This is a genomic window from Kitasatospora sp. NPDC098652 (assembly GCF_044760155.1).
In the GTDB taxonomy this organism is placed as follows: Bacteria; Actinomycetota; Actinomycetes; order Streptomycetales; family Streptomycetaceae; genus Kitasatospora.
The window spans coordinates 21201-39733 of the sequence record NZ_JBIWAQ010000001.1 but is presented as its reverse complement, the minus strand read 5'-3'; the positions used below and the strand labels follow the sequence as shown (position 1 = coordinate 39733).

The window sequence follows — 18533 nt, the reverse complement described above, 5'->3', positions numbered from 1 at the left end:
GGCGGCCCGCTGACCGGCGGCCGGAGCCGACGGGTACGGGAGGCGGGCGGACGTTCCCTTTGACGGCACGTTGACGGACCCTAGGCCTTGGTCGGTGCGACGGCGAAGGCCGCCAGGACGGCTGCCGTGACCTGGGTGGAGACCGCCTCGGGGGAGGCGGCGTCGAGCTTGCCGTCCAGGTGCAGGAAGGCCAGGCCGTGGACCAGCGCCCACACCGCGGTGGACAGCGCCTCCGGGTCGGCGCCGGGGAACACGCCGTGGACGATGCCGTGGACGTACTGGCGGACGGCGGCGGTCGCGGCGGCCCGTTCCTCGTTGGCCGGGTCGCAGGGCTCGGCGAACATCGCCCGGAACAGCGCGGGGCGGTCCAGGGCGAAGCGCACGTAGGCGACGGCGACGGTGGCGAGTTCGTCGGGGGTCGCGGGCGCGGGGTGGGCCGCGGTGAGGGCGGCGGCGAGTTCGAGGTAGCCCTCCGAGGCGACGGCGGAGACCAGGGCCTCGCGGTCGGCGAAGTGGCGGTAGGGGGCGGTCGCCGAGACGCCGGCCCGCCGGGCGACCGCCCGCAGGGACAGGCCGGAGCCACCGTCCTCCTCCAGCAGTTCCCGCGCGGCGCGCAGGCAGGCGGCGCGCAGGTCGCCGTGGTGGTACGAGCCGGTCGTCGGCTGTGGCATGGGTCACCCTCCCTGATGTATGCACCGCTCACATTTCTCGCCTAATGTGAGCGCTGTACACATCCTAGTCGACGGAGACATCGAGGAGAGGAGACCCGAATGGCCAGCGAGCTGTTCTCGCCCCTGCACCTGCGCTCGGGGGCTGTTCTGCGCAACCGGATCGCCAAGGCGGCGATGGAGGAGAACATGGCCGGCGACGGCCAACTGCCCGTCCCGCGGATGCTGGAGCTGTACCGGCGCTGGGCCGCCGGCGGCACCGGCCTGCTGATCACCGGCAACGTCATGGTCCACGCCGAGGCGCTGACCGGCCCGGGCGGCGTCGTACTCGACGAGGCCGCGCCGCTGGAGCCGTTCACCGCCTGGGCCGAGGCCGCAAAGTCCGGCGGCGGGGCGGTCTGGATGCAGATCAACCACCCCGGCCGCCAGGTCGCCGCCGACATGCCCGGCGTGGTGTGGGGCCCGTCCGCGGTGGGCGTCGACCTGGGCCGGCACAGCGGCCGCTTCGGCCGTCCCACCGCGATGACCCCCGAGCAGATCGGCGCGACCGTCGACCGGTTCGCGACCACGGCCGCGCGCGCCGCCCGGGCCGGGTTCGACGGCGTGGAGATCCACGCCGCGCACGGCTACCTGCTGTCGCAGTTCCTGTCGCCCCTGGTCAACCGGCGCACCGACGCCTGGGGCGGATCCCTGGAGAACCGGGCCCGGATGCTGCTGGACGTCGTCCGCGCCGTGCGGGCCGCCGTCCCGCCGGCCTTCGCCGTCGCCGTCAAGCTCAACTCCGCCGACTTCCAGCGCGGCGGCTTCGACGCCGACGACGCCCGGCAGGTGATCGCGATGCTCGCACCGCTCGGCGTCGACCTGGTCGAACTCTCCGGCGGCAGCTACGAGAGCCCCGCCATGACCGGCCGCCCCGCCGACGACCGCACCCGCGCCCGCGAGGCCTACTTCCTCGACCTCGCGGAGGAGTTGGTCACCACCAGCCCGCTCCCGCTGATGCTCACCGGCGGCATCACCCGGCGCGAGACCGCCGAACGGGCGCTGGCCGGCGGTGTGGAGGTCGTCGGCATCGGCACCGCCCTCGCCGTCACCCCCGACCTGCCCGACCGCTGGGCCGCCGGGCGCGAGGCCGACCGCGGGATACGACCGGTCACCTGGTCCGACAAGGCCCTGGCCTCGGCCGCCACCATGGCCCAGGTGCGCCACCAGCTCCGCCGCCTCGCCCGCGGCCGCGCCCCGAGGCCCGGCACCCACCCGGCCGTCGCCCTCCTCGCCGAGCAGCTCCAACAGCGCCAGGCCCTGCGCCGCTACCGCACCTGGCTGCCCACGGCCCGCGCCGCGCAGCGGTGACCCCCGGCCCCGGCGGGTCGCCGGTGCTGCGCCCGCGCCGTAACGTCGACCCCGGCGGGGTGGACGTGGCAGCCGGAACGACGAGCCCCCGGGAGGGCGCGATGGCGAAGATGCAGGTCCTGTGCGTCGTGTCCGCGGCGGACCGCTGGACGTTGCGCCCGGTACGTCAAGGGCCTGGTGCCGCTGCGCCCCTTCGTGGTGGTCGACCGCAACCTCTACACCGGCCAGAACCCGGCCTCCTCCGAGCGTCTCGCGACCCGGCTGGTGGCCGACCTCGGCGCGCAGCCCGGGTAGCGCGACCGCAGCTGTGGCGGTCAGCCGCAGGCGCACCCCGCGCCGGCGGGCGCCGGTTCGGTGCAGCAGGCGGCCGTGGAGCTGTCGTCGGCGCCGGGGGTGCTGTCGGTTGGTGTGTCGTCGGCGCTCCTGCCGAGGGTCTCGGCGTCGGCCTTGACGACGTAGACCTCCCAGGGTTCCCGGCCGGGGCCGTGGACCCAGACCTTGTCCTGGAGGACGTAGCAGCAGGCGGTGCCGATCTCCTCGAAGGTGGCCAGGCCGGCGTCCCGGAGGCGGGCGGTGGCGGCGCTGACCTCCTCGGTGGTCCCGACCTCGACGCCGAGGTGGTCCAGGCGGGTGGGGGTGTCGGCCTCACCCTGGAGGAGGACGAGCTTGAGCGGCGGGTCGGTGACGGCGAAGTTCGCGTAGCCGGGGCGGCGCTTGGCGGGTTCGACGCCGAACAGGCGGGAGTAGAAGGCGACGGAGCCGTCGAGGTCGGCGACGCGGAGGGCGAGTTGTACGCGGGACATGGTGGGTCTCCCCGGTCCGTGGTCTTGATTCGACAGGTGTCGATATGGGTGAGGTTGGCACCTGTATAGATGGCTGTCAACATAGACGCCCGTCGAATCTGGAGCTGAAGGTGCTCGACCGGGACGAGGCGGCGGCCGCGGCCTGCTCGCCGACCTCGGCGTCCAGCCCCGGGCCTGACCGGCCCACCACGCCGCCCCGCCGGAGGTGTCCGGGGCACGGCAACCGGGCAGGGGGCTGGTGGCGTCCCCGAGGGGGCGGGGGTGGAGCGTGAGTGGGGAGGGGACAATGGGACGGCAGGAGTTGGAGCCGGAGCTGGCCGCGCTGGTGCGGGCGGCGTTCGCGGCGTCGGGGTGCGAGGTCACCCTGCACGGGGACGTCGCCCGGGACGCCCAGGGGCGCGACTACGGGCTCGGCGGGTTGCTCGACCTGGTGGGTCGGCGGGCGGACGTCCCGCTGCCGGAGCTGGTCCGGGCCCACGTCCGGGAACTGGTCGCCGCCGTGCGGGGCCCGGGGGCGGGCGGCGGCCCGCCGGAGGAGGTGGCCGCCCGCCTCTATCCGCTGCTGCTGGACGCCGCGTCGCTGGCCGAGTCCGCGCGGCACCCGCACGCGCTCGAAGTCGCCCCGGGAGTACTGGAGTTCCTCGCCCTGGAGTCGCCCGTCGGCTGGCAGGTGCTGACCTCGGAGGCGGTCACCGAACTGGGGGTCGTGCCGCGGTTGCGGGAGGCCGCGCGGGCGCGGCTCGCCCGGCTGCCCGTCGAGCAGCACGAGGTGCTGCCGACCGGGCAGGGTGGCGGCCTCCACGTCGTCACCGGGGACTCGGCGCTGACAGGGAGCCGGGTCCTCGCCCTGGACGCCGTCCACCGCGAGGTCACGGGCCGGGAACTGCCGCCGGACGGCGCGGTGGTGGCGTTCCCCACGCCGTTCCGGCTGCTGTTCGCGCCGTTCGATCTCCAAGTCCCGGGCGTGCTGGAGGTGTTGATCGAGAGGGCCGCCCGGGAGTACGACGCGTCCAGCGCGCCGCTGTCCGTGCACACCTACTGGTGGCGCGACGGGGAGCTGACCCCGCTCACCCGGGTGGCCGAGGGCGGACTGCTGGAGCTCGTGCACGCGGACGAGGTGATCGCCGCCGTCACCCGGCTGGCCGAGGGGGAGGGGGACCTGCCCGCGCCGCGCCCGCACCACTACCGCTTCGCGCACCGGGTGCTGCGCTCGCAGACCCACCTGGGGTCGGTGCCGGGGGAGCGGATCGACGCCGAACTGCTGCGGCTGTGGGAGGAGTACGGCGCGAGCCTGCCCGCGGAGCAGCGGGTGGCGCCGGACGGCCTCCAGGGCGGGTTCGTCCAGGTCGGGCAGCACCGGCTGCTCCTGGTCGTGCTGCCGAGGCCACGGGCGGCGACCGAGGCCTTCGCGGTGGTGCTGGCCTCGCCGGGCGACGGCTCGGCGCAGCGGTTCTTCACCCTGGAGTACGGGATCGACCCGATCACGGGCGAGCGCGGGGCGGTGCTGGGCGAGTGGGAGGGGGAGGGCCGCCACCGGCTGCACCGGACGGGCATGACCGCCCAGGCCCGGCCCTTCCTGCACGCCGTCACGACGCTGCTCGACCCGCCCCCGCCCCCGCCGCCGGCGAAGCGCCGCGGGCTGTTCCGTCGTCGCTGATCGCTGATCGCTGATCGCTGATCGCTGCCCGCCGTCGCTGGTCGCCATCGTCGGACGCCGTCCCCGAAACCCGGGCGGCCCGGCCGGAAGGATGATCCCGACCGGGCCGCCCCGGGCCGCCCCGGCCCGTCAGTTGGCGGAGAGCCTCGGGGTGCGCGAGGGCTCCGTGCGGCGCTGCCCGGTCGCCTCGAAGGCGGCGGCGATCCGCAGGAGCGCGGTGTCGTCGTAGGCGCGGCCCGCGAAGGTGAGCCCCACCGGCATGCCGATGTCGGCCATGGTGCCCATCGGCACGGTCACGGTCGGGATGCCGAGGTGGCGCGGCACGAGGTTGCCGTTGGCGACCCAGACGCCGTTGCGCCAGCCGAGGTCGGCGGAGGCCTCGTTCACGTCCATGTCGGCCGGGCCGACGTCGGCGACGGCGGGGAAGACCACGGCGTCCAGGCCGAGTTCGTCCATCCACACCTCCAGGTCCACCCGGCGGGTCTCCTCCAGGCCGCGCAGGCCCGCCTCCAGCAGCGGGATGTCGGTGAGGGAGGCGTACGGGCGCTCCCGCACGAAGCGCGGGTAGTCGGCGACGGTGTCGCCGAAGCCCTCGTAGCGGCCCGGGAGTTCACCCTCGTGCACGGGGAAGATGCGTTCGCCGTCGACCTCGGTCAGGGTGGCGAGCGCCGGGTCCCCGTTCGCGCGCAGGAAGTCGTCCCAGGACCACGCGGACAGGTCCTCGATCTCGACGGTGAGGTAGTCCCGGCCGACCAGGCCGCGGGTGAACACCGAGGGCGCGCCGGGGCGGTCGGCCTCGTAGTTGGTCACCACCGGGAAGTCGACCTCGACGACCTCGGCGCCGGCCGCCTCCAGGTCGCGGCGGGCGGCCTCCCACAGGGCGATGACCGAGGGGCGGGTGTCGATCCGCTGCCCGGTCTGGCCGCCGATGCCGCCCTCGGGGTTGGTGCCGGCCTCGGGGTCGGCGTTGATGTACATCCGGGGCACGCCGACGCGCCGGCCGGCGAGGGTCGAACCGGCCGCCGCCGCGTCGGCGGGTGCCAGCGCGGGGTACGACGCGGGGCGGACCTCGGAGGCCGCGGGCAGCTTGATCCAGGGCTGGGCGCGCCACAGGTCGCCGCGGGTCTCCGCGTCGTCGGCGACGATGACGTCGAGCAGTTCGAGCAGGTCGGCCATGGTGCGGGTGTGCGGGACGACGACGTCCATGGTCGGCACCAGCGGCCAGTTGCCGCGCACCGAGATCACACCGCGGCTGGGGGTGTAGGCGCACAGGGCGTTGTACGAGGCGGGCGCCCGGCCCGAGGACCAGGTCTCCTCGCCGAGGCCGAAGGCGCCGAACGAGGCCGCCGTGGCGGTGCCCGAGCCGTTCGAGGAGCCGGAGCCGTACGCGCTGGTCAGCCAGTCGGCGCTGTACGGGCTCTCGGCCCGGCCGTAGACGCCGCGCTGCATCCCGCCGTTCGCCATCGGCGGCATGTTGGTCAGGCCGATGAGCACGGCGCCGGCGGCACGCAGCCGCTCGATCGCGAAGGCGTCGCGCTGGGCGACGAGGTGCTCGAAGGCCGGCGAACCGGCGGCGGCGGTCAGGCCCTTGGCGAGGTAGCTGTCCTTGGCGGTGTACGGGATGCCGTCGAGCGGGCCGAGGGTGCGGCCCTGGGCGCGGCGGGCGTCGGACGCCTCGGCCTCGGCGCGGGCCTCCGGGTTCATCACGACGAGCGAATTGAGCGCGGTGGCGGTGCCAGGCCGGTCGTAGGCCTCGATCCGGGCCAGGTAGGCGTCGAGCAGGCCGACCGAGGTGGTCTCGCCCTTCTCCAGCGCGGCGCGCAGGTCGGCGATGCCCGTCTCGACGACGTCGAAGGGGTGGGTCATGCGGGTTCCTCCAGGGGTGTTCGGTCTCGCGTCGGAAGCGGCGAGTCGGAAGCGGGTGGTCGGACGCGGAGAGTCGGAAGTTGTGAGCCGGAGTCTGTGAGCCGGAAGCGGAAGGTCGGGGGCGCTGTCCCGGTGGGTCGACCGGGTCGACTACACGACGGCGGGGGCGAGTTCGTCGCCGTGCGGCCGGTCCTGGCCCGGGTCGGGCATCCGGCGGTCGGGGCGGCGTGCGAGCAGGTAGCCGAGGCCGGCCAGGGTGACGGTGCCGACGCCGAGCGGTGCCGCCCAGATCTGGTACCACGGCGCTCCGGCCGGTGCGAGGATGGCGCGCGGCCAGCAGATGTTGACCACCTCGAAGCCGGTCCACAGCACCGCCAGGACGTTGAGCGGGGTGCCGAGGCGACCGTAGCCGACGGCCCCGGCGGGCTTCCAGGTGCCGCGCAGGCGGGCGGTCAGGGCGACCACGGTGAGCAGGAAGAACGGCACGAAGGTGGCGGCACTGCCGAAGGTGATCAGGCTGCCGATGGCCGAGGTGCTCAGGCCCAGGGGCAGCGCGGCGGAGCTGATCACCGTGGCGGCGACCAGGCCGCCGATCGGCGCCCTGTGCCGGTTGACCTTGCGGACCTGCCGGGAGAACGGGAAGACGTCGTCGCGGGCGAGCGAGTAGAGGCCGCGCGCGGCGCCGCCCTGGGAGGCCATCAGGCAGGCGGTGAAGCTGATCAGGACGACGAGGACGAAGGGCTTGTCGGCCCAGCCGCCGAAGGCGTGGGTGACGGCGGTGGTCACCGGGTCGAGGTCCTTGAGGGCGACGACGTCGGTGGGGTCCGGGTGGGCGAGCTCGACCGAGACGGCGTTGAGGACGACGACGAGCCCGACGCTGAGCAGCGACCACCACATCGCCCTGGGCACCTGCCGGGCGGCGTCCTTGGTCTCCTCGGCGGTGGACACACAGGCGTCGAAGCCGATGAAGGCCCAGCCGGCCACGGCGACGGCGGCGAGCAGGGCGCCGGTGTCGCTGACGCCCAGCCCCTTCGGGGCGTCGAGGAAGTCGGTGAGCAGGGCGAATCCGTGCTGCCGGAAGACCAGCAGCAGGGTGAGGCCGACCAGCACGGAGGCGACGGCCTCGGCGGCGATGCCCAGGCTGACGACCCGGCGCAGCAGGTTGATGCCGTAGGCGTTGACCAGGGCGCAGCCGAGCATGAAGCCGACCGAGACGAGGACCTGCTCGGCGGGGGTGGGGACGGCACCGAAGAGCGCGAAGAGCCAGGGCGAGGCGAGGTAGGCGACGGTGGTGTTGCCGAACATCACGGCGAACTGCCACATCCAGCCGCTCAGCCAGGCGACCGCGGGTCTGGACAGGCGTCTGCTCCATTGGTAGGCGCCGCCGGCCAGCGGCCACTGCGAGGCGAGCTCGGCGTAGACGGCCACGACCAGGCACTGCCCGAGCAGGCAGAGCGGCAGCGCCCAGACCCAGGCGCCGCCCGCGACGCTCATGCCGACCTGCACGGCGGCGTACAGACCGACGACCGGGGAGACGACGGCGAAGCCCATGGAGATGTTGCCGAGCACGTTCAGGCTGCGCCGTAGCTCCTGCCGGTAGCCGAGCGCGGCCAGCCGGTCGGAGTCCGCGGTGCCAGTGGCATCGGCGGCGTCGGTGGCGTTGGTGGCGTCGGTGGGGGTGTGCTCGACCACTGGCTGCGCCCTCTCGATAAAACTAACTTTGTTAGCGACTGCTGTCGGTCTGGCACGATAGCCCCCGGACACGGAGAGCGGAAGAGGGGATTTCGGTGGGCCGACCGAGCAGGGCACTGCTGACCCGCGAGCGGATCGCGCGTGCCGCGCTCCAGGTGGTGGACGAGGAGGGCCCCGACGGGCTGACCATGCGGGCGCTCGCGGAGCGGCTCGGGGTGAAGGCGGCGTCGCTCTACAACCACGTACCGAGCAAGGACGCCCTGGTCGACGCCGTCTCCGGGCTGGTCAACGACGAGATCGACCACGGGCCGCTGGGCGACCCCGACTGGCGGGCCGGCCTCGCGGCGTACGCGCGTGGCTACCGCGCGGTCTTCCGGCGGCACCCGAACGCCCTCGCCCTGCTGGCCCGTCGCCGGGTGGAGGCCGACAGCGCGCTGACCGGCTACGACGCCCTGCTCGCGCTGCTCGGCCGGGCGGGCCTCGAACCCGCCGACGCCGCCGAGGTCGCTGCGGCCGTGGACTACCTGGTGCTCGGCTCCGCGATGGAGACCTTCGCCGCGGGCTTCACCCGGGAACCGGCCGCCTACCGGCCGCAGTACCCGGCGCTCGCGGACGCCCTGGACGGCTCCCTGGCCCGGGGCGGCGGCGCGACGGAGCTCGACGACCGCGGGTTCGAGGTGGGGCTCGGCCTGCTGCTGGACGGGATCGAGCGCCGGACGTCGTAGGGGGCGTCCTGGGGCGTCGTAGGGCGTGTCCTGCGACCTCGTGGGGCGCGTCCTGAGCAGGTCGGCCCCGCAGCGAAGCGGCGGCCCGCCACCCCCGGAGAGGGTGGCGGGCCGCCGGTCGGGGGCGCTGCCGCGCCCCGCGGAGGGGTCGGGGATCAGCCGGCCGTGGTGCTCCGGACGAAGTCCCTGAACGCCGTCACATCGGTGTAGATCGAGGGGTCGACCGCGCAGGTGGAGGAGGTGCCGCCGGCCCGGCTGGTGGCACCGAGCAGCCGCCACTCGCCGTTGACCTGCGCGATCGCCGGGCCGCCGGAGTCGCCGTAGCAGGCACCCTGGTTGCTGCCGTCCGGGCCCTGCGGGTTGTTGACGCAGAGTTCGGAGGAGGGGTCGAAGCCCTCGGCGCAGCCGCTGGGGAGCAGGCTGGTGTCGAGCTCCTTGAGCTGGTCCGGGCCGTTGTCGCCGCCGCGCGGCGGCGTCTCCTGGCCCCAGCCGAGCAACCTGACGGCGGTGCCGGCCGGCGCGCCGTCGGCGATGGCGATCGGGGTGGCCTGGACGGGGGCGCTGAGCTGGAGCAGGGCGATGTCGTTGTTGGTGCTGTAGTTCGGGTGGGGGACGACCTTGGCGAGCGAGGCCACCTCGCCGCCCGAGGTGCGGTCGTTGGAGCCGACCCGGACGGTGAACTGGTCGGCCGTGCCGCCGGCCACGCAGTGGGCCGCGGTGACCGCCCAGGTGGGCGAGATCAGCGAGGCGCCGCAGAGGTGCTGGCCGTTCTGCTGGAGCGAGACGATGAAGGAGTAGCCCTGGGAGGCGCTGCCGCCGCCGATGATGGGCCGGCTGGGCAGGGGCGCGGCGGAGGCGCCGGCCGCCGGTGCGGCGAGCACCAGCGCGGTGGCCGCGGCGGCGGTGGCGAGGATTCCGGGCAGGGGGAAGTGCCTCATGACGTGTCCTTGTCCGGCGGCGTGGGGGCCGCCCGTGGGGGATGACGTGAACCTGTCGAGCTGCCCGTAAGGCTGGCCCCTGACGGACCGTCGGGAACATCCGCCGCTCGGCGGGAAGAGGGCCGACGATCGGAGGCTTGCGTAAACACGCAAGTATGAGCGAGGATCGCTCGCCTCTCCGCCTCCTGGTGGTACCCCGACTCCGAGCCCGCCGTCGGGGCCGGCTCCCGGTCTAACGACCCGACAGCAGGCTCTCCAGGAACTGGCCGTGGGCGGGGGCCGGGAGGCTACGGGTTTCCGCAGGCTCCGTCGCTTCCGTGACGGGACTCTCCGGGCTCCCGCCGCGCGCCTGGAGGACCCGGGTCGGCTGCTCCGCCCGGGCGGAGACCAGGACGCCGACGGCATCCGCGATCCGGGTCATCGACTGGGTCTGACTGGCGGTCACCGCCGGTGCCCGCCCGGCCGCCGCGGCCTCTCCCCGCAGGCGGTCGACCTCCGCCTCCAGCGTGGCCACCCGGGCCCGCAGGTCGTCCAGCTCGCTCTTCTTCCCCATGCCCCAGGCCCTTCCCGGCCGCTCCCGGCCCTCTGACGTGCCGTTCCACCCTATCCGGGCCGCTCCCGCGCGCCCACGGGGTGGCACGGGGGTACGGGGGAGGGGCGCTGTGCGGCACCGGCGTTCCGCGTTGACCGCCTGTCTACCGGTGCCGCATAGCGTCCCTCCCCGTACCCGGCCCGATCCCGGGCCGGCACCGAAGGGAGAACACACGTGCTCCGTAGAACTCGTGCACTGCTGACCGGATCGGCCGTCGCTCTGGCCCTGACCATCAGTTCGACGGGCTTCACCGCCCACGCCTCCGGGGACCAGAGCGGCATCGACGCCTGCGCCCGGGAGGCGAAGCTGGCCGGCTTCGCGAAGGACAGGTCCGGCGAGGGCCGCAACGACGACGCGATCTACGCCGTCGCGATCGCGATGGCCGAGTCCGGCTGCAACCGGCTGGCCGTCCACACCAACCTCCCCACCGACCCCGACCCGGGCACCAAGGACCTCGGGGCGTGGCAGATCAACGAGCGTTGGTACCCCGACGTCCACTACCACGATGCCGATGTCGTCACGGCCGAGAACTGGCAGGACATGGGCTGGTCGGCCCGCAAGGCCTACCGGATCGACAACGACGGCACCGGCCGGGGCTGGGCCTCCTGGGCGGCCTGGAACCTCGGCACCTACCAGCAGTACCTGGGCCAGGCCCGCGACGCGGTCAACCGCGCCTGGCAGTGACGGTCCGCCGCTGGTGACGCCCCACCGCGGGTGACGCCCCACCGCGGGTGACCCCCGCTCCGGCCCCCGGCCCGAGGTCCTTCGAACCTCGGGCCGGGGGCCGCCGTGCTGCGGTCGGCCGACCCGGACGCGCCCGAAGGGGTCTCGGTCACCCGGGGAAGACCTGGCTCAGCAGCCGCTGGAAGGCCCGCCGGTCCGCCTCGTCCAGCTGGGCCAGCCCGGTGAGGCTGGACATCAGCTCCACCCGGATCTGCCGTACGGTCCGCTCGCCCTCCTCGGTGAGCACCACGTTCTTGACCCGCCGATCGGCCGGGTCCATCTCGCGGCGGACCAGTTCGCGGGCCTCCAGGCGGTCGACGATGCCGGTGACGTTGGAGGCGTCGCAGGCCAGCAGCTCGGCCAGGGTGCGCATGGGGCGGGGCTCGCGCAGCAGGCTGAGCGTCTTGCCCTGCATGAGGGTGAGGCCGCGTTCGGCCGCCAGCGCGGCGAAGTGGCGGTAGTAGGCGGCCGCGGCGCCGGCGACCTGGTCCATCAGCTCGACCGGCGTGGGAGCGGCGGTGCCGGTGGAGGGTGAGGCGGCAGGCGGGGTGGCGGGCTGGGTCATGCGTCGAGTGTAGGCAGGATTGCTTGACTTCATCAATCTTTCAGGTCTACCTTCAATGCATTGCTTGAAGACATCAACCTTGCAGGCTTCAACCGTCCAGGTTTCCGCCCGCTGCCTTCGAGCGCCGGCCGGCCCATGTCCCCGCGCGGCCGCCACCTCCCGGAAGGACCCCACCCGATGAGCCACGCCGCCGATCGCGCCGTGCCCCGATCCGCCCCCGCCGCCAGTAGCACTGCCACTACCACCGCCACGGTCGGAAAGCGCGGCAGTACGCCCCTGATCCTGGCGCTGGGCCTGGCCGCGATGGTCGTGGCCATGGCGCAGACCCAGGTCGTCCCGATCCTCGCCCTCCTGCAGAAGGAACTGCACACCGGTGCCGCCGGCGTCAGCTGGGTGACCACCGCCGCGCTGCTCTCGGCTGCCGTCTTCACCCCGCTGCTGGGCCGGGTCGGCGACCAGTTCGGCAAGAAGCGCACGCTGCTCGCCGTCCTCGCGGTCATGGTGGTCGGCTCGGTCATCGCCGCGACCACCACCTCGCTGGCCCTGCTGATCATCGGCCGGGTGCTGCAGGGCTCCGCCACCGCGATCTTCCCGCTCGCCCTCTCCGTGATCCGCGACGAGGTGCCCCACGAGAAGCTGCACGGGGCGATGGCGCTGGTCAGCGGAACGCTGGCGTTCGGCAGCGGCCTCTCGCTGGTGGCCACCGGGCTGCTCACCCAGGGCTCGCACCCCGACTACCACCTGGTCTTCTGGTTCTCCACCGCGCTGACGGTGCTCGCCCTGGCGGCCGTCGCCGTCGTGGTACCGCACGGCGGTTCGCCCACCGGGGGCCGGGTCGACGTGCTGGGCGCGCTCACCCTGGCCGTCTTCCTGGTCCTGCTGCTGCTCGGCATCTCACAGGGCCACGAGTGGGGCTGGTCCTCCGCCCGCACGCTGGGCGCGCTGGCCGGTGCCGCCGTCTTCGCCGTCCTCTGGGTGCTGGTCGAGCGACGGGTGCGCAACCCGCTCGTGGACATGCGGATGTTCGTCCACCGCCAGGTGCTCTTCACCAACCTGACCGGGCTCTTCGTGGGCTTCGCCTCGTTCGCCCAGTTCATCGGCATCTCCTACCTCGTCCAGATGCCGGGCCGGCTGACCGGCTACGGCTTCACCGCCTCGGTCCTGCGCGCCTCCGTCGAGTACCTGCTGCCCAGCGCCCTGATCGCGCTGGCCGCCGCCCCGGTCGGCGGACGGCTGGTGCGCCGGATCGGCGCCCGCTCCACCCTCGCGGTCGGCGCCCTGATCGGCGTGGCGGGCTTCGCCTGGCTGGCCTTCGGGCACGGCGCCGAGGGCGCGGTGATCACGGCGGGCATGCTCACCGGCATCGCGATCTCCTTCGGCTACGCCGCGATGCCCGCCCTGATCGCGGCCAGCGTGCCGCTGGAGCAGACTGGCATCGCCAACGGGATCAACTCCATCTCGCGCTCGGTCGGGAGCTCGATCGCCAGCGCGGTGGTGACCTCGCTGCTCGCCTCCAAGACGGTCAGCTACGCCGCGCTCGGTGGTGCCGCGCTGCCCGCGGAGAGCCAGTTCACCCTCAGCTTCGTGATCGCCGCGGTCGCTCTGCTGCTGGCCGCCGGGGTCGCGATGGTCGGGCTCAGCAAGCACCACCGGCCGCTCACCGCGCGGGCCGACGAGCAGCCGCGCGCCGCGGCGGTCACCGTGTCGACCGCTGCCGGGGCCGTCCCCGACAACTCCTGATCACCCCGACGAACCCTGATCACCCCGCAACTCCCTCCCCCTGTCGACCTGGAGCACCAACCATGACTTCCGCCCTCTTCGTCGTCACCGGCGCCGCCCACTGGACCCTCGCCGACGGCACCCCGCACCCCACCGGCTTCTGGGCCGAGGAACTCGCCGAGCCGCACCGGATCTTCACTGAGGCGGGCTTCGAGATCACCATCGCCACCCCCGGCGGCGTCCCCGCCCCCGTCGACCGGGGCAGCCTGAGCGCCGAGGCCAACGGCGGCGCCGCAGGCGGGGGCCAGGAGAAGGCCGAGTGGCTGGCCGCCTACCTGGAGGCCATCCGCGCGGACCTGGAGCACCCCGCGAAGCTGGCCGAGGTCGACCCGGAGGCGTACGACCTGGTCTTCTACCCGGGAGGCCACGGTCCGATGGAGGACCTCGCCGTGGACGAGGACTCCGGTCGGCTGCTCACCCGGGCGCTGGCGTCGGGCAAGCCGCTGGGCGTGGTCTGCCACGCGCCCGCCGCGCTGCTCGCCGCCCGGAACGAGGACGGCAGTTGGCCCTTCGCCGGCTACCGGATGACCGCCTTCAGCAACGCCGAGGAGCAGGCGGTGGGCCTGGCCGCGGGCGCCAAGTGGCTGGTCCAGGACCGCCTGGTCGAGCTCGGCGCCGACTTCGTGGAGGCCGCGCCGTTCACCCCGCACACCGTGATCGACCGCAACCTCTACACCGGCCAGAACCCCGGTTCCTCGGCCGAGTTGGCCCGCACCCTGGTCGCCGCCGTGGCCACCGACCCGGCCACCGTGGTGGCCCGCCTGCGCGCCACGTTCGCCACCGGCCGTACCAGGCCGCTCGGTTGGCGCCTCGCCCAGCTGGGTGCGCTGCGCGCGCTGCTCACCGAGCAGTCCGAGGCTCTGCTGGCCGCGCTCCACACCGACCTGGGCAAGAGCGCGACCGAGGCCTACCGCGGCGAGATCGGCTTCACGCTGAACGAGATCGACCACACCGTGGAGCACCTGGAGCAGTGGCTGCAGCCGCGCCCGGCCGCCGTCCCCGGCGCCTTCCTGCCCGCCGAGGCCCAGGTGGTCCGTGACCCGCTCGGCGTGGTGCTGATCATCGCGCCGTGGAACTACCCGCTGCAGCTGGCCCTCGCCCCGCTGGTCGGCGCCCTCGCGGCGGGCAACACCGCCCTGGTCAAGCCCAGCGAGCTCACCCCGGCGACCTCGGCGGCGATCGCCCGTCTGCTGCCGCGCTACCTCGACCGGGAGGCCGTGGCCGTGCTGGAGGGCGGGGTGCCGGAGACCACCGCGCTCCTGGAGCAGCGCTTCGACCACATCTTCTACACCGGCAACGGCCAGGTCGGCCGGATCGTCATGACGGCCGCCGCCAAGTACCTGACGCCGGTCACCCTGGAGCTCGGCGGCAAGAGCCCGGTGGTGGTCGAGCCCGGCGCCGATCTCGCGGTCACCGCCCAGCGGGTGGCGCGCGGCAAGTTCCAGAACGCCGGGCAGACCTGCGTGGCCCCCGACTACGTCCTCGCCGTCGGCGACACCGCCACCGCGCTGGAGGCGCACCTGGCCGAGGCCGTGCGCGCCCTGTACGGGGACGACCCGGCGAGCAGCCCGGAGTACGGGCGGATCGTCAACGAGCGCCACCACGACCGGCTCACCGCCCTGCTCGGCGACGGCCGGACCGTCATCGGCGGCGACCACGACCGCGCCCAGCGCTACCTCGCGCCGACCGTGCTGGCCGAGGTCTCTCCCGAGGCGCCGGTGATGCAGTCGGAGATCTTCGGCCCCATCCTGCCGATCGTCGCGGTGCCCGACCTGGACGCCGCGATCGCCTTCATCAACGAGCGCGACAAGCCGCTCGCGCTGTACGCCTTCACCGAGTCGGAGCGGACCAAGCAGCGACTGGCGGCCGAGACCTCCTCGGGCGGCCTCGTCTTCGGCCTCACGGTCTCCCACCTGGCCGTGCCCGAGCTGCCGTTCGGCGGCGTGGGCGAGAGCGGGATGGGCCGCTACCACGGCGAGTACTCGATCGACACGTTCAGCCACGCCAAGGCCGTCCTCGACAAGCCCCTCGGCTGACCGTACGGGGCCGCGGCCCCGCGCCGACCACGTGGTGACACCGTCCGACCCGGCGCAGCCGCCGCCCGGACGGCGGAGGCACGGCGACCGTCGAGGACGAACGAGAGCCGGGGACGGCAGTCGACCGACTGCCGTCCCCGGCTCTGTCCCCGGAACCGATGGCGCCCGACGGCCCTCTCGGGCAGGCGCCCGGTTCGGCGCCCGGTTCAATGAGCCGCTCCCGCGGACGGGCCCGGGTGGCGGTCCGGGCTGCCGGCCGCGTCGGGGCCCTGGGGCTGGGCGGCGAGTTGGCGACGCAGGGCGTCGAGGCGGGCCAGATGGGTGTCGAGGACGCCGAGGGTCGCGGTGCCCTGCTCGCGGATCCGCTGCTCGACGGCCGCGAGGCGGTCCTCGAGGTGCTGCCAGCGGTCCTGGGCCGGGGAGTCAGGCGCGTCGTTGGTCGCTGTCATGGCGGAGGCGGTCGGTGCGGTCCGTGAGGTCGTCGAGGCGGGCGGCGAGGTCGGGATGGGCGTCCCCGAGGTGGAGGCGCATACCGGCCAGGGGCGCTATGAGGCCGGCCGGGTCGGTGGCGCCGAGGGCGGCGGTGAGTGCGGCCAGGGCGGGCCCGGCCTCGGGGGAGTGGCCGGCGGCGGCGGTGATCCGGGCGGCCAGGACGCGCAGGTCGGCGGCGTGGTCGCGGGCCCAGGCGTCGACGGCGCGGTCGGCGGCGCGGCGGTCGCGCACGGCCTTGACCCGCTCCGCGCCGGTGGCAGCGGTGCCGGTGGTGGCGGCGGTGGCACCGGCGGGGCGCAGGCGCAGGTAGCGGTTCTCGGCGGCCTGCCGGCTGGCGACGCCCATGGGCTGGGCGAGGTCGGCCCAGGTGGCGCCCGCGGCGCGGGCGGCCTCGACCATCGGGGCCTCCCATCCGGCGAGCTGGGTGCGCAGTTCCCGCAGCAGCACGAGGGCGGCCAGCGCCTGCTCGGCACCACCTTCCTGTGCGTCGTTGTCCGCGGGACGTCTGTCTGCGGGATGTCTGTCTGCGGGGCGGCCGGATTCTCGGGCCGTGCGGACGGCGTCGTCGATGACGGCGAGCGCTGCGGCGGCGGCGAGGAAGGAGACCGGCTCCGGCCTGGCTGCGGGCTTCGGTGGCTTCGTACTCATGAAGTCATTCTACGGACGACACCATGGGTTTGTCATTGGATGGATGACGTGCTACAACGGTTTCAGGTGAAGCGCACTGGCACCCAACGTTCAATGGAGGTGTTTCGCGATGCTGCTGCGCACTGACCCGTTCCGCGAACTCGACCGGCTGACCCAGCAGTTCCTCAACACGACCGGTACCTGGTCGCGGCCGACCCCGATGCCGCTGGACGCCTACCGCTCCGGTGACGAGTACGTGATCTGCTTCGACCTGCCCGGGGTGGCCCCGGACGCGATCGACATCGACGTCGAGCGGAACATGGTGACCGTCAAGGCCGAGCGCCGTCCGCACCGGCAGGGTGACGACGTGAAGTGGGAGCTGTCCGAGCGCCCGCTCGGTGTGTTCTCCCGGCAGGTCATGCTCTCCGACACCCTCGACCCGGAGGGGATCACCGCCGACTACGACGCCGGCGTACTGACCCTGAGGATCCCGGTCGCCGAGAAGGCCAAGCCCCGCAAGATCGCCATCGCCCACGGCGAGGGCCGCAAGCAGATCAAGGCCTGACCTCTCCCCGAGCCGTCCCGTGCCGCCCGCAATCCCCCCGGCGGCGCGGCACGGGACACCCCGCCCCCGGCCTGACCTTCCGGACACGCCCGCGACCTGCGGGCCCGACGGACAGCGAGCGCCCCATGACCACCCCGGTGCCACCGTTCACGGTGAGGGTGTCCGGCGAGATCGACCTCGACTCCGCCCCGGACCTTCGTCGCGAGCTGTCCCGCGCACTGGCGGACCACCGGCAGGTGGTGCTCGACCTGTCACAGGTGACCTTCATGGACTGCTCAGGCCTGAACGTCCTGATGGAGGCCCGCAACCAGGCCGACCGGAACGGTGCGCGCCTGGCCCTGCGCGGCATCACCCGCCCGGTGGCCCGGCTCCTCGAACTGACCGGCCTGACGGCCTGGCCGGCCCCGGCGCCCCGCCCGCCCGGCCGTACGGCCCAGCCCCGGCATCCACCGCCGACCGGAGGGAGGACCCCGCGATGACACTGCGCTGGGAGGCGTTCCTGGACCAGGTCCAGGAACGCGGCGAATACGACACACCGCAGGAGGCCGAACGCTGCGCGCGCGTCGTCCTGGCCCTGCTCGGCGCGCACCTGGTCGGCACCGTGCGCTCGGACCTCGCGGCCCGCCTGCCCGAGACGCTGGCCCTGGTCCTGCTCAACCCGCTGCAGGCCACCGAACCGCTCAGCCCCGAACGGTTCGTGCGCGCCACCGCCGCCTGGATCGAAGGCGCCGCCGAAACCACCGCCCTGTGGGACATCGGCGCCGTCCTGTCCACCGTCGCCGACGCCGCCGGCGACCAGCTCATGGAGCAGGTCCTGCTCCAACTGCCGCCCGGCTACGACGTGCTCTTCGGCCGTCCCGCCGCCGGCCAACGCCCCTGACCCCATGACGGCCGCCCCGGTGCGGCGGCCCACGCCCGGAAGGCCACCGCCATGACCCGGCACCGCCACCTGATCCAGCAGGTCCGCACCCTCGGCCGCTACCCGAGCGACGCCGAGGCCGAACGCGCCCTCGCCGCCGTCCTGGCGCTGCTCGGCTCCCAGCTCACCGGCGACGAACGCTGCGACCTCGCCGCCGCACTCCCCGAGCGGTGGCGCACCGTCTTCGCCTCCCAGATCCCGCTGCCCCGACCGGTCTCGGCCCCCGCCTTCGTCGAAGCCGTCGCCGACGCCCTCGGCACCAGCCTCGCCGCAGCCCGCTGGGACACCTCCACCGTCCTGGCCGCCCTCTCCGACCTCACCGGCAACGACCTCACCGACCGGATCCTCCACCAACTGCCGCACGGCTGGGCGCTGCTCTTCGGCCGCGCCGACCTCACCCCGACCGCCGCCTGAACCGCCGGTAGCGGCGGCGGGCCGAGCATGCCGCCCGGCGCAGGCCCGATGCGATCGCCCGGGCAATGCCGAGCAGCAGAAGGGCCGGCGCGGGCAGGCCGCACGAGGATTTCGAGGCCGCG

Annotated in this window: 19 protein-coding genes and 1 pseudogene; 11 read left to right on the top strand and 9 right to left on the bottom strand. The window is 74.1% G+C overall.

What is annotated here, in order from left to right; translation table 11 throughout:
* Positions 1–80: 80 nt before the first annotated feature.
* On the bottom strand, positions 81–671 hold the full coding sequence (locus tag ACIQWA_RS00195) for a TetR/AcrR family transcriptional regulator (RefSeq protein WP_402476136.1): 591 nt from the start codon (positions 669–671) through the stop codon (positions 81–83).
* Between the two features lie 99 nt (positions 672–770).
* On the opposite strand from ACIQWA_RS00195, the gene ACIQWA_RS00190 reads away from it, so the two are divergent.
* Both ACIQWA_RS00190 and ACIQWA_RS00185 read left to right on the top strand, forming a co-directional pair.
* Positions 771–2018 (top strand): NADH:flavin oxidoreductase/NADH oxidase family protein, encoded by a 1248-nt coding sequence (locus ACIQWA_RS00190; RefSeq protein ID WP_402476135.1) that lies wholly within the window; start codon positions 771–773, stop codon positions 2016–2018.
* Positions 2019–2174: 156 nt separating this feature from the next.
* Positions 2175–2312 (top strand): annotated as a pseudogene (locus ACIQWA_RS00185) (type 1 glutamine amidotransferase domain-containing protein); the annotation flags it as partial.
* A gap of 20 nt (positions 2313–2332) precedes the next feature.
* Here ACIQWA_RS00185 and ACIQWA_RS00180 read toward each other — a convergent pair.
* Positions 2333–2821 carry an ArsI/CadI family heavy metal resistance metalloenzyme gene (locus ACIQWA_RS00180; RefSeq protein ID WP_402476132.1) on the bottom strand — a complete coding sequence of 163 codons (489 nt, stop codon included), beginning with the start codon at positions 2819–2821 and terminating at the stop codon, positions 2333–2335.
* Positions 2822–3107: 286 nt separating this feature from the next.
* On the opposite strand from ACIQWA_RS00180, the gene ACIQWA_RS00175 reads away from it, so the two are divergent.
* The gene (locus ACIQWA_RS00175; protein WP_402476129.1) at positions 3108–4478 is read left to right on the top strand and encodes a hypothetical protein; all 1371 of its coding nucleotides are present in this window, start codon (positions 3108–3110) and stop codon (positions 4476–4478) included.
* A 129-nt stretch (positions 4479–4607) separates the two neighbouring features.
* Here the strand turns inward: ACIQWA_RS00175 and ACIQWA_RS00170 are convergent, their stop codons facing one another.
* The gene (locus ACIQWA_RS00170) at positions 4608–6344 is read right to left on the bottom strand and encodes an amidase (RefSeq protein ID WP_402476126.1); all 1737 of its coding nucleotides are present in this window, start codon (positions 6342–6344) and stop codon (positions 4608–4610) included.
* Positions 6345–6494: 150 nt separating this feature from the next.
* Positions 6495–8036 (bottom strand): APC family permease, encoded by a 1542-nt coding sequence (locus tag ACIQWA_RS00165; protein WP_402476123.1) that lies wholly within the window; start codon positions 8034–8036, stop codon positions 6495–6497.
* Between the two features lie 95 nt (positions 8037–8131).
* On the opposite strand from ACIQWA_RS00165, the gene ACIQWA_RS00160 reads away from it, so the two are divergent.
* Positions 8132–8761 (top strand): TetR/AcrR family transcriptional regulator C-terminal domain-containing protein, encoded by a 630-nt coding sequence (locus tag ACIQWA_RS00160; protein WP_360232807.1) that lies wholly within the window; start codon positions 8132–8134, stop codon positions 8759–8761.
* 155 nt (positions 8762–8916) lie between these two features.
* On the opposite strand, the gene ACIQWA_RS00155 is transcribed toward ACIQWA_RS00160, so the two are convergent.
* Both ACIQWA_RS00155 and ACIQWA_RS00150 read right to left on the bottom strand, forming a co-directional pair.
* Positions 8917–9699, bottom strand: a complete 783-nt coding sequence (locus ACIQWA_RS00155; RefSeq protein ID WP_402476120.1) for a S1 family peptidase — start codon at positions 9697–9699, stop codon at positions 8917–8919.
* A 232-nt stretch (positions 9700–9931) separates the two neighbouring features.
* Positions 9932–10252, bottom strand: a complete 321-nt coding sequence (locus ACIQWA_RS00150) for a hypothetical protein (RefSeq protein WP_402476119.1) — start codon at positions 10250–10252, stop codon at positions 9932–9934.
* A 213-nt stretch (positions 10253–10465) separates the two neighbouring features.
* Here ACIQWA_RS00150 and ACIQWA_RS00145 point away from each other — a divergent pair, with 213 nt between their 5' ends.
* Positions 10466–10975 carry a hypothetical protein gene (locus ACIQWA_RS00145; protein WP_360232798.1) on the top strand — a complete coding sequence of 170 codons (510 nt, stop codon included), beginning with the start codon at positions 10466–10468 and terminating at the stop codon, positions 10973–10975.
* Between the two features lie 148 nt (positions 10976–11123).
* Here ACIQWA_RS00145 and ACIQWA_RS00140 read toward each other — a convergent pair whose 3' ends face one another.
* Entirely contained in the window at positions 11124–11579 is a 456-nt protein-coding gene (locus ACIQWA_RS00140) for a MarR family winged helix-turn-helix transcriptional regulator (protein ID WP_402476115.1), read from the bottom strand.
* Positions 11580–11756: 177 nt separating this feature from the next.
* Here ACIQWA_RS00140 and ACIQWA_RS00135 point away from each other — a divergent pair, with 177 nt between their 5' ends.
* Entirely contained in the window at positions 11757–13319 is a 1563-nt protein-coding gene (locus ACIQWA_RS00135; RefSeq protein WP_402476113.1) for an MFS transporter, read from the top strand.
* Positions 13320–13381: 62 nt separating this feature from the next.
* Positions 13382–15394: an aldehyde dehydrogenase family protein gene (locus ACIQWA_RS00130; RefSeq protein WP_402476110.1), complete on the top strand. Its 2013-nt coding sequence runs from the start codon at positions 13382–13384 to the stop codon at positions 15392–15394.
* Between the two features lie 206 nt (positions 15395–15600).
* On the opposite strand, the gene ACIQWA_RS00125 is transcribed toward ACIQWA_RS00130, so the two are convergent.
* Together ACIQWA_RS00125 and ACIQWA_RS00120 are read right to left on the bottom strand one after the other, a co-directional pair.
* Positions 15601–15843, bottom strand: a complete 243-nt coding sequence (locus tag ACIQWA_RS00125) for a hypothetical protein (RefSeq protein ID WP_402476108.1) — start codon at positions 15841–15843, stop codon at positions 15601–15603.
* On the bottom strand, positions 15818–16534 hold the full coding sequence (locus ACIQWA_RS00120; protein WP_402476107.1) for a hypothetical protein: 717 nt from the start codon (positions 16532–16534) through the stop codon (positions 15818–15820). Before ACIQWA_RS00120 ends, ACIQWA_RS00125 begins: the two co-directional genes overlap by 26 nt.
* Positions 16535–16643: 109 nt before the next feature.
* Here ACIQWA_RS00120 and ACIQWA_RS00115 point away from each other — a divergent pair, with 109 nt between their 5' ends.
* The 4 genes from ACIQWA_RS00115 to ACIQWA_RS00100 all read left to right on the top strand — a co-directional run bounded on the left by ACIQWA_RS00115 (position 16644) and on the right by ACIQWA_RS00100 (position 18411).
* Positions 16644–17078, top strand: a complete 435-nt coding sequence (locus ACIQWA_RS00115) for an Hsp20/alpha crystallin family protein (protein ID WP_402476105.1) — start codon at positions 16644–16646, stop codon at positions 17076–17078.
* Positions 17079–17203: 125 nt separating this feature from the next.
* A complete protein-coding gene (locus tag ACIQWA_RS00110; protein WP_402476103.1) occupies positions 17204–17557 on the top strand; it encodes an STAS domain-containing protein in 354 nt (117 codons plus the stop codon).
* The gene (locus ACIQWA_RS00105; protein WP_402476101.1) at positions 17554–17958 is read left to right on the top strand and encodes a DUF2267 domain-containing protein; all 405 of its coding nucleotides are present in this window, start codon (positions 17554–17556) and stop codon (positions 17956–17958) included. Before ACIQWA_RS00110 ends, ACIQWA_RS00105 begins: the two co-directional genes overlap by 4 nt.
* A 51-nt stretch (positions 17959–18009) precedes the next feature.
* Complete coding sequence (locus tag ACIQWA_RS00100; RefSeq protein ID WP_402476099.1) at positions 18010–18411, top strand: DUF2267 domain-containing protein; 402 nt, start codon at positions 18010–18012, stop codon at positions 18409–18411.
* The last annotated feature ends 122 nt before the right edge of the window (positions 18412–18533 follow it).

Coding starts and splice junctions, on each gene's coding strand:
- ACIQWA_RS00115 (WP_402476105.1), top strand. CDS start 16,644: ATGCTGCTGCGCACTGACCCGTTCCGCGAACTCGACCGGCTGACCCAG.
- ACIQWA_RS00155 (WP_402476120.1), bottom strand. CDS start 9,699: ATGAGGCACTTCCCCCTGCCCGGAATCCTCGCCACCGCCGCCGCGGCC.
- ACIQWA_RS00125 (WP_402476108.1), bottom strand. CDS start 15,843: ATGACAGCGACCAACGACGCGCCTGACTCCCCGGCCCAGGACCGCTGG.
- ACIQWA_RS00140 (WP_402476115.1), bottom strand. CDS start 11,579: ATGACCCAGCCCGCCACCCCGCCTGCCGCCTCACCCTCCACCGGCACC.
- ACIQWA_RS00110 (WP_402476103.1), top strand. CDS start 17,204: ATGACCACCCCGGTGCCACCGTTCACGGTGAGGGTGTCCGGCGAGATC.
- ACIQWA_RS00175 (WP_402476129.1), top strand. CDS start 3,108: ATGGGACGGCAGGAGTTGGAGCCGGAGCTGGCCGCGCTGGTGCGGGCG.
- ACIQWA_RS00190 (WP_402476135.1), top strand. CDS start 771: ATGGCCAGCGAGCTGTTCTCGCCCCTGCACCTGCGCTCGGGGGCTGTT.
- ACIQWA_RS00170 (WP_402476126.1), bottom strand. CDS start 6,344: ATGACCCACCCCTTCGACGTCGTCGAGACGGGCATCGCCGACCTGCGC.
- ACIQWA_RS00130 (WP_402476110.1), top strand. CDS start 13,382: ATGACTTCCGCCCTCTTCGTCGTCACCGGCGCCGCCCACTGGACCCTC.
- ACIQWA_RS00150 (WP_402476119.1), bottom strand. CDS start 10,252: ATGGGGAAGAAGAGCGAGCTGGACGACCTGCGGGCCCGGGTGGCCACG.
- ACIQWA_RS00180 (WP_402476132.1), bottom strand. CDS start 2,821: ATGTCCCGCGTACAACTCGCCCTCCGCGTCGCCGACCTCGACGGCTCC.
- ACIQWA_RS00135 (WP_402476113.1), top strand. CDS start 11,757: ATGAGCCACGCCGCCGATCGCGCCGTGCCCCGATCCGCCCCCGCCGCC.
- ACIQWA_RS00105 (WP_402476101.1), top strand. CDS start 17,554: ATGACACTGCGCTGGGAGGCGTTCCTGGACCAGGTCCAGGAACGCGGC.
- ACIQWA_RS00100 (WP_402476099.1), top strand. CDS start 18,010: ATGACCCGGCACCGCCACCTGATCCAGCAGGTCCGCACCCTCGGCCGC.
- ACIQWA_RS00120 (WP_402476107.1), bottom strand. CDS start 16,534: ATGAGTACGAAGCCACCGAAGCCCGCAGCCAGGCCGGAGCCGGTCTCC.
- ACIQWA_RS00195 (WP_402476136.1), bottom strand. CDS start 671: ATGCCACAGCCGACGACCGGCTCGTACCACCACGGCGACCTGCGCGCC.